The 14,532-nt window shown below is 36.9% G+C and carries 13 protein-coding genes; 2 read left to right on the forward strand and 11 right to left on the reverse strand.

Features of this window, described 5'->3' with window-relative positions; genetic code table 11:
* Positions 1 to 313 precede the first annotated feature (313 nt).
* On the reverse strand, positions 314 to 511 hold the full coding sequence (locus tag NSQ18_RS03265; RefSeq protein ID WP_016837563.1) for a hypothetical protein: 198 nt from the start codon (positions 509 to 511) through the stop codon (positions 314 to 316).
* Between the two features lie 118 nt (positions 512 to 629).
* Between NSQ18_RS03265 and NSQ18_RS03270 the strand changes: the two genes are divergently transcribed.
* On the forward strand, positions 630 to 1,259 hold the full coding sequence (locus tag NSQ18_RS03270; protein ID WP_016837564.1) for a DUF1054 domain-containing protein: 630 nt from the start codon (positions 630 to 632) through the stop codon (positions 1,257 to 1,259).
* 222 nt (positions 1,260 to 1,481) lie between these two features.
* On the opposite strand, the gene NSQ18_RS03275 is transcribed toward NSQ18_RS03270, so the two are convergent.
* Both NSQ18_RS03275 and NSQ18_RS03280 read right to left on the reverse strand, forming a co-directional pair.
* On the reverse strand, positions 1,482 to 1,772 hold the full coding sequence (locus tag NSQ18_RS03275; RefSeq protein ID WP_016837565.1) for a UPF0223 family protein: 291 nt from the start codon (positions 1,770 to 1,772) through the stop codon (positions 1,482 to 1,484).
* Positions 1,773 to 1,796: 24 nt separating this feature from the next.
* Positions 1,797 to 2,756 carry a nitronate monooxygenase family protein gene (locus NSQ18_RS03280; protein WP_026019005.1) on the reverse strand — a complete coding sequence of 320 codons (960 nt, stop codon included), beginning with the start codon at positions 2,754 to 2,756 and terminating at the stop codon, positions 1,797 to 1,799.
* A gap of 145 nt (positions 2,757 to 2,901) precedes the next feature.
* Here NSQ18_RS03280 and NSQ18_RS03285 point away from each other — a divergent pair, with 145 nt between their 5' ends.
* The gene (locus tag NSQ18_RS03285) at positions 2,902 to 4,371 is read left to right on the forward strand and encodes an aminotransferase class I/II-fold pyridoxal phosphate-dependent enzyme (RefSeq protein WP_339288947.1); all 1,470 of its coding nucleotides are present in this window, start codon (positions 2,902 to 2,904) and stop codon (positions 4,369 to 4,371) included.
* 47 nt (positions 4,372 to 4,418) lie between these two features.
* Here NSQ18_RS03285 and NSQ18_RS03290 read toward each other — a convergent pair whose 3' ends face one another.
* From NSQ18_RS03290 to pdhA, 8 genes are all read right to left on the reverse strand, one after another.
* A complete protein-coding gene (locus NSQ18_RS03290; protein WP_016837568.1) occupies positions 4,419 to 5,096 on the reverse strand; it encodes an LrgB family protein in 678 nt (225 codons plus the stop codon).
* Complete coding sequence (locus NSQ18_RS03295; RefSeq protein WP_026019007.1) at positions 5,071 to 5,487, reverse strand: CidA/LrgA family protein; 417 nt, start codon at positions 5,485 to 5,487, stop codon at positions 5,071 to 5,073. The genes NSQ18_RS03290 and NSQ18_RS03295 overlap by 26 nt, the downstream gene beginning before the upstream one ends.
* A gap of 55 nt (positions 5,488 to 5,542) precedes the next feature.
* A complete protein-coding gene (locus tag NSQ18_RS03300) occupies positions 5,543 to 5,743 on the reverse strand; it encodes a hypothetical protein (RefSeq protein WP_339288950.1) in 201 nt (66 codons plus the stop codon).
* A gap of 358 nt (positions 5,744 to 6,101) precedes the next feature.
* Positions 6,102 to 9,155 carry an efflux RND transporter permease subunit gene (locus NSQ18_RS03305; RefSeq protein WP_339289589.1) on the reverse strand — a complete coding sequence of 1,018 codons (3,054 nt, stop codon included), beginning with the start codon at positions 9,153 to 9,155 and terminating at the stop codon, positions 6,102 to 6,104.
* Positions 9,156 to 9,383: 228 nt separating this feature from the next.
* Positions 9,384 to 10,796, reverse strand: a complete 1,413-nt coding sequence (gene lpdA / locus NSQ18_RS03310) for a dihydrolipoyl dehydrogenase (protein WP_016838298.1) — start codon at positions 10,794 to 10,796, stop codon at positions 9,384 to 9,386.
* A gap of 3 nt (positions 10,797 to 10,799) precedes the next feature.
* On the reverse strand, positions 10,800 to 12,116 hold the full coding sequence (locus NSQ18_RS03315; protein WP_096550558.1) for a dihydrolipoamide acetyltransferase family protein: 1,317 nt from the start codon (positions 12,114 to 12,116) through the stop codon (positions 10,800 to 10,802).
* Between the two features lie 20 nt (positions 12,117 to 12,136).
* On the reverse strand, positions 12,137 to 13,114 hold the full coding sequence (locus NSQ18_RS03320; protein WP_016838296.1) for an alpha-ketoacid dehydrogenase subunit beta: 978 nt from the start codon (positions 13,112 to 13,114) through the stop codon (positions 12,137 to 12,139).
* A gap of 3 nt (positions 13,115 to 13,117) precedes the next feature.
* Positions 13,118 to 14,221, reverse strand: a complete 1,104-nt coding sequence (gene pdhA, locus NSQ18_RS03325) for a pyruvate dehydrogenase (acetyl-transferring) E1 component subunit alpha (protein ID WP_016838295.1) — start codon at positions 14,219 to 14,221, stop codon at positions 13,118 to 13,120.
* Between the last annotated feature and the right edge of the window lie 311 nt (positions 14,222 to 14,532).

The raw sequence follows: 14,532 nt of genomic DNA on the forward strand, positions 1-14,532 counted from the left end.
CAATCGAATTCTTCTATTCTAGTATATCATTTACAAAATTCAGAAATTTACTTCGGATAAAATAAACGAAATATTCTAATACTTTAACATTTTAACATGAATTCTTCAAATGGACCCCTGTTTATTTTAGTTGTATATTTCATGTAAAGTCTTTATTTTTTTCATTTTCAAATTGTTATTATATACTTTTTGAGAAGGAAAGAGGGATAGCAGGGAGTAATTTTTTCAAAAATATTAAGGAGTTATATTTTCAAAATAAAAAATCACTTGCTCTACAAATGAAAGCAAGTGACTTTAATGGAAGGGAAAATGTTTACGCATATGCGTGCAGACCATTTAGCTCATCCTGAATTTCTTTTAAACGTTTTTTACATCTTTCCATTTCTTTCGTATCGTTTTCCTGCATCGCGGAATATAAGGAAGCCAACTCATAATCTAATTCTAACCGTAAAACATGTTCATATTGCTTTTCAATATCGACTTTGCGGATGATCTTAACCATTTGTTTCATGAACATCACTTTCCTTTCCCAATTATTTTTTGTCAAAAGGATAAATGCTATTGTTACAAGATTTTTCCCAAAAAACGTGAAAAATAAACATTTGATTCAAAAAGGAGGAAAACAAATCATGGTCGATATAAAATGGACAAATTCCGATTTCAATGTCTTTACCATTGACGGCTTAGATCATCGGATGGATGCACTAAAAACCATCGTACGTCCAAAATTCGAAGCATTAGGTAACCATTTTGCCGGTTATTTCAGCGCTAAAACTGGAGATGAATTTTTTGCCCATATAGCAAAACATGCAAGAAGAACAGTCAATCCGCCTAACGATTCATGGGTAGCATTTGCACCTTACAAACGAGGTTACAAATCACTTCCTCATTTTCAAATTGGGCTTACGCACACCCATTTATTCATTATTGTTGCAATTATTTATGAAGCCCCACAAAAATCTGCCATGGCAGATCGTCTATTAAATTCAATCGATGTTTTTTACGAATTGCCAGATGATTTTATTATTTCAGGGGATCATACATCTTTAGATGCTATTCCGCTAAAAGAAGCATTGAACGGTCAATTGAATGAACTTCTTATTCGTTTAAGAGACGTCAAAAAAGGAGAATTTTTAGTTGGGCGTCATATTCCTCGGGAACAATGCATAAATCTATCTTCGGAAGAGTTTTTAAAAGTCGCTGAAAATACTTTTGAAGCCCTTTTCCCAATTTACGATATCATCATTGGGAAAAATTAGGATTTACAATCGGATATATTTACAGATATAATTTCCTGTTTTGAGGAAAAGTCGATTTTCTGCTATATGTTGTATAATTAATATGCTCAGGACGACTTTAATCATTACATTTTTCTTCCGCTTTTTTTCATCAAATTCATTTATAAACTCCATTAATGATTCATATATTGATGTTTGGGAAAGGAAAAAAGGAGCGTAAATGACCGCTCCTTTTTGTTGTCTTTATCTTCGTTTTTTTTGTGATTCAAGTACAATTGTTTCCCCATTTTCCAGTTTTCTTGCCTGTTTCACTACCGGGTAACTAGCATATCCACTGACCTCTTCAAATTCACGAAACAGTGTTTTTTCTTCTGCTTTCGATGGAACGATTTCTTTAAAACGCCGATACTTTTCTAACATCACTTCTCTTTTAATGCCTTTTTCATATGCTTGTTCAATTCCTTCAAAAAATTTTACTACCGTGATAATTTCTTCCGTTGTCCAATCCGGCGAAATAGGATACGCATATTCCATTGACAGTACCTCTCTTTTTTCTCTTTATCTTCCCCACTTTAATCGAATTTCTTCCGCTTCCCGGATCATTCGATCAATCAGTTCTTTTACGGTTGGTACATCTTTTATTAAACCAGTTACTTGTCCTGCCCAACCGAATCCGTTCTTTGCATCTCCATCGTAAATGAAGCGTTTATTGGCCTTTCCGCTTATGTATTCTTTTAACGCTTCATAAGTAGGGGTTTCCTTTTCAATTTCCAAAATTTTTTCAGTAAATTCACTTTTTAATGCGCGAGCTGGAGTTCCTAATGAGCGTTTGATAACCGTAGTATCTGTTTCTGTACTGTTGATTAGCGCGTCGATATAGGCAGGTGATGCATGCACACACTCTTTTGTCGCAATGAATCGTGTCCCCATTTCGATTCCTTCTGCCCCAAGGGACAATGCTGCCATCAAACCACGGCCATCCCCAATTCCCCCAGAAGCAATTACTGGGATTGAGACGCTATCTACTACTTGCGGAACGAGCACCATTGTCCCCACATCATCTCGACCTAAATGCCCTCCACCTTCTTGTCCTACAACCATCACTGCGTCCGCACCAAGTTCTTCAGCTTTTTGTGCTTGACGGCGTGCCGCTACTAATACTAACTTTTTCACATCAACACCTTCAAGTAATTTGAACATCGGTGCTGGATTTCCTCCAGTCATCGATATAACGGGCACTTTTTCTTCAATGGCTACTTCCACCATTGGCTCATATCCTTTCCCGTAATTGCCAAAAGCAAAATTGACGCCGAAAGGTTTATCCGTTTTCTCTTTCGTTTTTCGAATTTCTTCTCTTAATTGTTCTGGTGTTTCTAAACTGAGAGCAGTAATTTGTCCAAGTCCACCAGCATTAGATACGGCTGCAGCTAAATCTGAGTATGCTAAATAAGCTAAGCCACCTTGTATGATTGGATATTGTATTCCTAATAATTTCGTTACTCTTGTATCCCAATTCAACATTTACATCCCCTTTTCATCATAATTATTTATATAGTTCTTCAATAAAACTTGAATTTCCTTTAATTTTTTATAGCATGTGTAGCCTATAGATGCTATAATTTCTTTGTTTTGAATATTAATTAAAAGCGAGGTGGTACCTGCGTTGTCACAGTTAGAAACTCCTTTGTTCGACGCATTGCTAAAACATCGAAACAGACATCCAATCCAATTCCATATTCCCGGACATAAAAAGGGACAAGGAATGGATCCTGCGTTTCGAGAATTCGTCGGAGACAACGTTTTATCAATTGATTTAATCAATATTGCTCCACTAGATGATTTACATTCACCAAAGGCTGCTATTAAAGAAGCTCAAGAACTTGCTGCACAAGCTTTTGGTGCTGACTATACATTTTTCTCTGTTCAAGGAACTAGTGGTGCTATCATGGCGATGATTATGTCTGTCGTCGGTCCAGGAGATAAAATTTTGGTACCACGAAATGTTCATAAATCAACAATGTCAGCGATTATTCTTTCAGGTGCTATTCCGATATTTATTTATCCTGAAGTGGATGAAGAATTCGGTATCACCCATGGAATCTCAGCAGAATCCGTTGAAAAAGCAATCGAAACATATCCTGATGCAAAGGCTGTACTTGTCATTAATCCAACATATTTTGGTTTTGCTGCTGATTTAAAACGCATTGTGGATATCGCACATACTTCAAATATACCAGTAATCGTTGATGAGGCCCATGGCATTCATTTAAAATTCCATGATGAACTACCAATCTCAGCAATGGAAGCTGGTGCAGACATGGCCGCAACAAGCGTACATAAGCTGGGAGGGTCTTTAACGCAAAGTTCTGTATTAAACGTACGAGAAGGTCTTGTGAGCGTAAGTCGAGTTCAATCAGTGTTATCAATGTTGCAAACGACTTCCACTTCATATCCGCTATTAGCATCCCTCGACTGTGCTAGAAGACAATTAGCAGTTCATGGATATGATTTAATTGACCAAGCCATTCGCCTGGCAAAAGAAGCAAGAAAACGAATTAACAAAATTCCTCACTTAAAAGTTGCTGGAAGAGAAAAATTGCATTCTTCTGCTACATTCGATATGGATCAGACAAAATTGTTAATCAGCGTAAAAGATTTAGGAATTACAGGTCATCAAGCGGAGGAATGGCTTCGTCAAAATGCGAATATTGAAGTAGAGCTATCTGACCTATACAACATCCTTTGTCTTGTAACATTAGGCGATACAAAAAAAGAAATTAATTTGCTAATTAACACGCTCCAACGTATGTCTCAAACCTTTGATTCTGAAGCTTGCGTGAAAGAAACAGAAGTCAATGTACCGGACATTCCTGCTCTTGCCATGACACCAAGAGATGCCTTTTATTCCAGTACGGAAGTAATTCCTTTTAAAGATTCCGCTGGTTATATTTGTGCTGAATTTATTATGGTATATCCTCCAGGCATTCCAATCTTTATTCCTGGGGAAGTCATTACAGAAGAAAATATAAAGTATATTCAAATGAATATTGAAGCAGGATTGCCGGTCCAAGGTCCAGAAGATGCGAGCCTACAAACCATTCGGGTTATTAAAGAACGCAAACCGATATATTAGTATGCATTAAAAGATGAAAGCATTCTAGAATCTACTAGAATGCTTTTTTACATAAAAATATATGCAAATATTGGACATAAAATCGCACCAATTACCGCACTAAGCCCCAAAGATAATGAGCCAATCGACAAATCCAGTTCACTATAATCCACAAGCTTAGACGTTCCAACTCCGTGACTAGCGCTCCCCATGGCAATTCCACGACTAATGGATGATTCAATTTTCCCAATGGAAAACACAACAGAACCAAGTAACGCTCCTGTAAATCCTGCAATCATGACCAATACGGCAGTAAGAGGTGGGATCCCGCCAATTGTTTCACTCACTTGCATTGCTACAGGTGTCGTAATGGATTTTGGTAAAGCTGTTAATATTAATTCTTTATCTAATTTAAAAATAACAAGCAAAGTATAAATACTAATTAAACCACTCACCATGGCTATCAAGATACCAGATAGAATCGTATATTTATATTTCAACACCATTTCCCACTGATTGTATAAAGGATAAGCTAATGCCACAACTGCTGGACCCAGCAAATGTTGTAAATAACGTCCGCCTTCCATATACACTTCGTAAGGAATATTCAATAAAAGCAGTCCTGCAATAATAATAATCGACGAAGTTAAAATTGGCATGAAAAACTGATAAGGGAATCGTTTATGTAATTTCACCATTAATAAAAATATGATAACGGTGCTAATGATGGATATACTTGCTTGCATGATCCATTTCTCCCTTCTCCTTCTTCTCTTTCATTGCTAGCTCTTTTTTCTCAATCCATTGACAAATCAAACTTGTTGTGATTAGTACAAATAGTGTACTAACAATAACGGATGCCATTAATAATGAGCCAGACAAGGAGAAAAGCTCAGGATAATTAATTATGCCAATCATCGGTGGAATAAAGAACAACATCATAAAACCAATTAAAAAGGATGCACCATCTTTTATATAATCTACTTTTATCCATTTTAACTGCAAGCATATAAATAAAAGCACTAACCCTATAACACTAGCTGGCAATGGTAGTTTTGTTAAATTACCAATTAATACACCAGCATAATAAAAAATATACAGAATCAAAATTTGAGCGATTATCCGAACAACTCTCATAGAATCATTAGAAAAAGGAAATCCTTTTTCTAAACTCACCTCCGTATCCGTTATTTTATACCTGTGACAAAATAATGTCTATTCTTTTAAATTTATAAAAATCAAAACTATCTAAATATTGAAGATAAATTCCTAATTTATGAGGATGAATTCTCGAATAAACGGATAAATGCATTTTTACAATGAAGGAGCTGGCATCTTTTTTTTGATGTAATTGCTCCACTAAATAAGAATCTCCTTCTTGTGCAGATAACACTCTAGCTTGTGCAGATTAATACTGCTCTTGTGCATATTCCTTATTTAATTGTGTGGATGTTTCACCTGCTCGTGCGAATAAATCAACCTTTTACATAAATAGCTCTCCTCTTGTGTAGATAACTTATCTGCTTGTGTGGATACATCAGCAGCTTGTGCGGATAGCTCCCCTACTTGTGTGAATGGCTTCCATTCTTGTGTAGACAACCACACATCTCGTGCGGATAACCTTCAAGCTTGTGTGGTTAGCATATAATCTTGTGCGAGTTTCCCCACAATACGTTTCCTCCTCATTATATGGATAAACAGAAAAGCTGTACGAAAGACATTGTATATTGGCTTTCGTACAGCTTTTTCATTTAATCTAGCCGAATCGCTCTTCGATTTTTTCCAAAAAGTCTTGATAATGATTCGTATACAATTGGAACGATAAATAAAGTGAGAACTGTTGAACTAAATAAACCACCGATTACGGTAATGGCTAATCCTTTTGAAATTAAACCGCTTCCTTCTTCCTCAAATATAAGCGGAATTAATGCCCCCATTGTTGCAATAGCCGTCATCAATATCGGTCTTAATCGAGTGCTACCCGCCTCTAATATTGCTTCTCGCATCTTCATTCCGTCATATTCCATATGAACGATGCGGTCCACTAAAACAATCGCATTCGTTACAACAATTCCGATTAACATAAGAAGTCCCATCATCACTGAAACGGATATCGTTTCATCAAAAATCCATAGCAATCCTAAGGCTCCTATCACGGTAAAAGGTAAAGAAAATAAAATGGCAAATGGAGCGAGCCCTTCGCTGAACGTTACTACTAATATAAAATAAACAATCGCCACTGCCGCAAGACATGCAAGACCAAGTTTCACAAAAGCTTCTTCCATATCTTTTGTTACTCCTGCAGCTTCAATCTCAACGCCTTTTGGTAATTTTAATTTCTCAAGCCTTTCTTCCACTTCCGTAGAAGCTTTCGTAATGTCCTTACTTGTAATCGTACCAGAAACTGTTGCATAAAATTTCCCTTTACTTCGCGAAACTGTATTGGCAACCGTTCCTTTTTTCACTTCAACTATATCTCCAATTGTCACAACACTTCCTGTTGGAGTAGAGAGTGGAGTTTGCAACAACGCTTCAAAGTTTTGTGGTATGATTTTATCTTTGCGAATAATAACATTGACGTCTTCTCCATCTTTTTCAATCGTTGTTAATACTTGTTCCGGCATATGAGGATTTAATAAATAAGCGATTTGTGCAGCTGATAAGTGATATTGCAAGAGGGTTTGTTGATTTACTTTCAATGTATATTCATCAAATCGTTCCGCCAGACTTGTCGAAACATCTTTTACATACTTTGAATCCTGCATTATATCTTCTATTTGCATAACAGCTTCTTCTAAATCAACTTGATCGTTGCCGTAAACTGTATAACTTAATTCGTTATTCGAGACGGACATATTGAAATTTTGATTTTTCCATTTACCAGAATGATCTAAATTGGCTAAGTAATTTTCGATCTCTTTTGTCACTTCATCAAAGTTTTCTGTTTCTTCATTAAAAATTAAGAACATTAAAGCTCCATTATTGCTGCCCATACCCATCATCATATTATCGCTTGAACCGATGGAAAGTTGAACAACCTCCACATCTTCTCTTGCCATCATTTCCTGTTCTACTTCAGACACATTTTGTAATATCGTATCTTCCGTTTCACCCGGCTCTGGTGTATAGGTGATATAAAGCATTTTTTGTTCTTCTGTTGGCAAAAAACTAAAGCCGAGAATAGGAATTAAACATAAGCTTCCAACAAGTAATAAAAAAGCAACAAATGAAGTAATCAGTTTATGATTTAATGTCCAATTTAAAAATTTCCTATAATATTTTGCCAACATGCTTTTGGTGGATCGATGCCCTGTAACTCTATTTTCCTTATATAATTTTTTCTTAAAAAGTGAATGTGAAAATGCTGGTACCACGGTAATTGCTACAAGCAAAGATGCGAGCAATGCAAAGGTTATTGTCAGTGCAAATGGGAGAAATAATTCCCCAATCATCCCTCCAACAAATACTAGTGGTAAAAATACTGCAATGGTAACCAATGTAGAAGATAATATTGGTTTAAACATTTCAATCGTTGCAGAGCTTATTAATGCTCGTCCATATAAAGGTTCGTTTCTTAAATGGAGCCTTCTGTAAATATTTTCAACGACCACAATCGAGTCATCAATAACCCTCCCAATTGCTATCGTCATCGCACCTAATGTCATCATATTTAACGTAATATCTAGAGAATACAAAATCATAAAAGCAATCAATAAAGATAATGGTATGGAAATTACAGAAATCAATGTTGATTTGATATCTCTTAAGAAGAATAAAATGACAACAATTGCTACCACTGCGCCAATAAAGGCTTTATTTAACATGGTTCTGACAGACTGTTCAATTGGTGCACCTTGGTCTAAAGTAACATCAATGATTAACCCTTGAACGGATGACGTTAATTCATTCGCTAACGCTTTCGCTTCCTTAACGACTTCCAGCGTATTGGCATCTTGCGCTTTAACAATTTGTAAAGTGATTGCCTCTCTACCATTCGTTCTTGATACAGACTCCACTTTCCCAACAAAATGAATAGTTGCAATTTCACCTAACGTAACAAAAGGATAAGGGTAAATCTGGGAAGGGGTAATTGGTATAACTATATTCTTTAATCCTTCAATTGTCGTCACTTTACCATCAATTACGATTGATTGCTCTTCATCCTGAAACGGAAATAATCCAAGAGGCACTCGGACGTTGCTCGATTGAATCATTTGTTTTACATTTTCCTCTGTTATCCCAAGAGAAGCCATTTTCTCTTCATTAAAATGTAACTCAATTTCATTTACATGTTGACCTGAAATCGAAACAGACGCCACACCATCAATTCCTTCAAATTTTGGTGCGACAATTTCTTCTACCGTCGTTGTAAGTTCTGCAATATCTTCTGTTTCACTTGAAATACTAAAAGCCAATATTGGAAATGCATTAATTGTTACTCGTGTAATATTTGGCTCCTCTGCATGATCTGGAAGTTTTATTTGTTCAATGGCTGACTTGATTTCCCGTTCGGCATTAACAAGGTCAATACCATACTCAAATTCAATTTGCACATTTGATAAATTGGCATAGGAATTAGAGTATACATTTAGAACTCCTTCTAAGTTTGCAACAACTTTCTCCAAAGGTTCTGAAATTTCTTCCATCACCTGTTTTGGAGTTGCTCCAGGATACACTGTCGTAACCGTAATAACTGGAATTGATATATCAGGAATAGTCTCCATATTCATTTTAGATGTAGAGTATATTCCTGTACCTAAGAAAATGAATGTTAGTAACCAGACAGCTAGTTTATTCCTTAGCACAAATCGAAGAATCCCATTCAATGGTCATTCACCTATCTTTGATGGTTAATTATTTATTTTTATTTTGTGCAATCTCATTTTTTCAATGCTGAAAATTCATCATTTTACGAGCTAGAGAATCAATTCATCATTTCCTATCAATTCGACCAGATATTTGCCAGCATAGAACGAGAAGCTTCAAAATAAAAAAAGCCCTTGTAATGAGTTACAAGGGCTCTAAACTAGTGATTATTTTGAAATAATGTGGATTGGGTTGCCAAGTAATACTTCCGCAGTTTCCATTGTGATTTCGCCTAAAGTTGGATGCGGGTGAATTGTAAGAGCGATGTCTTCAGCTGTCATACCGCCTTCGATTGCTAGGCAGATTTCAGAAATCATGTCAGAAGCACCAGCACCTACAATTTGTCCACCGATGATAAGGCCATCTTCTTTACGTGCAACAAGTTTCACAAAACCTTCTGTTTGATTTAATGCTAATGCACGACCGTTTGCTGCGAATGGGAATTTCGCAACAGTTACTTCGATACCTTCAGCTTTCGCTTGCTCTTCGCTATATCCAACAGATGCCATTTCTGGGTCTGTGAAGCAAACAGCTGGAATTGCTAAGTAGTCAACTACAGATTTATGTCCTGCAATTGCTTCAGCAGCAACTTTTCCTTCATAAGAAGCTTTGTGAGCAAGTTGTGGACCAGGAACAATATCACCAATTGCATAGATATTTGGAATATTTGTACGGCATTGTTTATCAACTTTAATTAATCCTCTTTCGCCGAACTCAATACCGATTTGTTCAAGACCAAGTTCATCTGTATTTGGTCTGCGTCCAACTGTTACAAGTACGTAATCTGCTTCAACTTTCTTCTCTTCGCCGTTTACTTCATAAGTTACAATTACGCCATCTTTAGTTTCTTCTACACCTTTAGCAAGGGCGTTCACTTCAATTGTAACACCTTTTTTCTTCAGACCTTTTTTCACGATTTGAGTCATTTGTTTCTCAAATCCTGCTAAGATGTCGCTTGCACCTTCAAGGATTGTTACTTCAGTACCAAAGTTTGCATATGCTGTTCCTAATTCTGTACCGATGTATCCTCCACCGATTACAACTAATTTTTTAGGTAATTCTTTTAAGTTTAACGCACCAGTAGAGTTAATTACACGATCAGAATATTTGAATGTTGGGATTTCCACAGGACGAGAACCTGTTGCAATAATTGCATTTTTAAATTTATAAGTTTGAGCTTGGTCGCCATTTACAACGCGAACAGTATTTGCATCAACGAAATAAGCTTCACCTTTTACAACATCAATTTTATTTCCTTTTAATAGACCAGCTACTCCACCTGTAAGTTTTTTTACTACGCTGTCTTTGAAAGCTTGCACTTTTTCAAAATCAAGTTTTACATCAGAAGTAATAACACCCATATCATCTGAATGTTTTGCTTGTTCGTAGCGGTGAGCAACTGAAATTAACGCTTTTGATGGAATACATCCAACGTTTAAGCATACTCCGCCCACTTCATTTTTTTCAACAACTGTTACTTTTTGTCCAGTTTGTGCTGCACGAATTGCTGCAACATATCCACCAGGACCTGCTCCAACTACAAGAGTGTCGATTTCGATTGGAAAATCTCCTACTACCATTTGTTACGCCTCCATTAATAAAAGTTCAGGATCACTTAGTAAACGCTTCAAATAATTTAAAGCATTTTGAGCTAAAGCTCCATCGATCATACGATGATCAAAGCTCAATGATAATGCTAACATAGGTGCTGCTATAATTTCACCTTCTTTTATTATAGGCTTTTCTGAAATTCTTCCAAGTCCTAAAATTGCTATTTCTGGATGATTAATCACTGGTGTGAACCATTGGCCTCCAGCAGAGCCTATATTTGTGATGGACATTGAGCCGCCTTTCATCTCGTTTGGAGCAAGTTTTCCTTCACGCGCTTTTGTTGCTAAATCATTGATTTCGGACGCAATTGTAAAAATTGATTTTCTGTCCGCATGTTTGATAACTGGAACAAGCAACCCACGTTCAGTATCGGCAGCAATTCCAACATTATAATAATGTTTTTGAATAATTTCTTGTGTTGCATCGTCAAATGAACGATTAAATTCTGGGAATTCTCTCAACATTGCCACTAACGCTTTTACCACATAAGGTAAATATGTTAACTTGACGCCTTTTTCAGCCGCAACATCTTTGAATTTTTTGCGATGAGCGACTAAATTCGAAACATCTACTTCGTCCATTAAAGTTACATGAGGAGCCGTTTGTTTGGAATGAACCATTGCTTTTGCAATCGCTTTGCGAATTCCAGATATTTTTTCTCTCGTCTCTGGGAATTCACCTTCCAACACAGGAATTTGTGGAATTTCTGCAACCGCTTCTTGTTTTTCTTCCACAACTTTCGGCGCTTCTTGAACAGTTTGCCCGCCTTCCATATAACGAATGATATCCTCTTTTAAGATACGACCGTTTTTCCCTGTACCTTCCACTAATTGAATATCAACACCGTTCTCTCTAGCAAACTTGCGAACGGAAGGCATCGCGATTACACGTTTAGCAACTTCAATTTCAGAAGATAGTGGTACTTCCTTTGTTTCCTGTTGTTTCGTATCTTCTACTTTTCCATCTTCTGCTGTCGCTTGAACTTGCGCTTCAGTTTTAGATGAATCTTCCTCAACGTGCGCATCACCTTTAAATTGCATGTTTTCATAACCTGGTGCATCTAAGCGAATGAGCACATCTCCAACGACAGCTACACTGCCTTCATCGACTAAAATTTCTTCTACTTTACCTGCAACAGGAGAAGGAATTTCCACTACTGCTTTATCGTTTTGAATCTCACATAAAATATCGTCCTCATTTACCTCATCACCTGGTTTCACAAACCATTTTACGATTTCACCTTCGTGGATTCCTTCGCCGATATCTGGCATACGAAATTCAAACGCCATTACGTCCACCCTTTCATCAATTAGAATGTTAAAACTTTTTTCGCTGTTTCGATAATGTCTTTGTAATTAGGTAACCAAACATTTTCAGCTTGCGGGAACGGATAAATTGTATCTGGTGCTGCCACTCGAAGTACCGGAGCTTCTAAACTTAATACCGCTCTTTCCATGATTTCCGAAACGACATTTGCCGCGATTCCAGCTTGCTTTTGTGCTTCTTGAACAACAATTGCACGATTTGTTTTTTCTACAGAAGCAATGATTGTGTCAATATCAAGTGGTTGCACTGTGCGAAGGTCCACTACTTCTACAGAGTATCCTTCTTTCTCTAATTCTTCTGCAGCTTTTAAGCTTTCATGCACCATTAATCCGTAAGCGAAAATGGATAAATCTTTTCCTTCTCGTTTTACATCTGCTTTACCAATTGGAATTGTATAAGCTTCTTCAGGCACTTCTTGACGGAATGAACGATATAGTTTTAGATGCTCTAAAAAGATAACCGGATCATTATCGCGAATAGCTGAAATTAACAACCCTTTCGCATCATATGGCGTTGAAGGAATCACAACTTTTAAGCCCGGTTGTTGAGCCATTAATCCTTCTAAACTATCAGAGTGCATTTCAGGCGTGTGTACACCGCCCCCAAATGGCGAGCGAATCGTAATTGGCATATTAAACGTACCGCCAGTGCGGAAACGATAACGAGCAATTTGTCCGCTAATGGAATCCATTACTTCATATACGAAACCGAAGAATTGAATTTCCGGAACTGGACGAAATCCTTGTAAAGCTAAACCGATTGCAAGACCACCGATTCCTGATTCAGCAAGAGGAGTATCGAATACCCGATCCACTCCAAATTCCTTTTGTAAACCTTCAGTTGCTCGGAATACCCCGCCGTTTACACCGACGTCTTCCCCGAACACTAACACATTTTCATCATTTTTCAATTCTGTGCGTAAAGCATCAGTAATCGCTTGAATCATCGTCATTTGTGCCATAGGTTACTTCGACTCCTTTGCTTTATAGATTTCGTATTGTTCTTTTAGATTGAAAGGCAGCTCCTCATGCATGATGGAGATTAAGTCAGTTACTGTTTGTTTTGGAGCTTGGTCCGCTAATTTAATAGCTTCTTTAATTTCTTCTTTCGCTCTTTCAATCACTTCTGTTTCTTTCTCTTCAGACCAGAGTCCTTTGCCTTCTAAATATTTACGGAAACGTACAATTGGGTCTTTTTTCGCCCATTCATTATCAATATCTTCTGTACGATAACGCGTTGGATCGTCCCCTGACATTGTATGCGGTCCGTAACGGTAACAAATTGTTTCAATTAATGTCGGACCTTCACCAGCTACAGCACGCTCACGTGCATCTTTTGTTGCTACATAAACAGCTAATGGATCCATTCCATCTACTTGAACACATGGAATACCTGCTGCAATTCCTTTTTGTGCAAGTGTTTTTGCAGCTGTTTGTATGTCACGAGGAGTAGAAATCGCATATTGGTTATTTTGAATAAAGAAGATTGCTGGCGCTTTGTATGCCCCTGCAAAGTTGATACCTTCATAGAAGTCACCTTGAGATGAACCACCGTCACCTGTATATGTTACTGCTACATTCTTTCCGCCGCGCTTCTTAATTCCTAAAGCAACCCCAGCTGCTTGAATGTATTGGGCACCAATAATAATTTGAGGAGGTAAAATATTTACACCTTCAGGAATTTGGTTTCCAATGAAATGTCCACGGCTAAATAAGAATGCTTTCCATAACGGTAAGCCATGCCAAACGATTTGAGGAACATCTCTGTAACCTGGTAAAATCCAGTCATCTTTTTCCAATGCAAAGTGGGAAGCTAATTGGGAAGCTTCTTGTCCTGCAGTTGGCGCATAGAATCCAAGTCGTCCTTGTCGATTTAGAGAAATAGAACGCTGGTCTAAAACTCTTGTGTAAACCATGCGAGTCATCAGTTCTACCAATTCTTCATCAGACAATTTTGGTTCATACTCTGGGTTCACAACTTCTCCGTTTTCATTTAAAATTTGAAACATTTCAAATTTGCTTTCAACATCTTGTAATACACCTTTTGGATCAAAAACTTTCCCACTCATAAAACACCTCTCCTTTATCTGTATCATTTTTTATAACCCGAAAATTGATACAACCTTCAATTTACTACAGTATATATTACCATAATACAATCGGTCAATCGTTGTTTTTTCTTTTCAATTCAAAATTATGCTAGTTATTTGAATTTATCACAAAAACATTCTGTTATACCACAAAATAAACTTGTATTATAACAGTTTAATTTTTTGACAAAATTAATATGATATGCTCATAAAATAATCCGTTGTACGAAATTCATTATCGCCTATAAATGACATATAATATTCATTGAAACATCTATTAGAAAAAGAAA

This window comes from Ureibacillus sp. FSL K6-0786 (genome assembly GCF_037965165.1).
Classification (GTDB): domain Bacteria; phylum Bacillota; class Bacilli; order Bacillales_A; family Planococcaceae; genus Ureibacillus; species Ureibacillus thermosphaericus.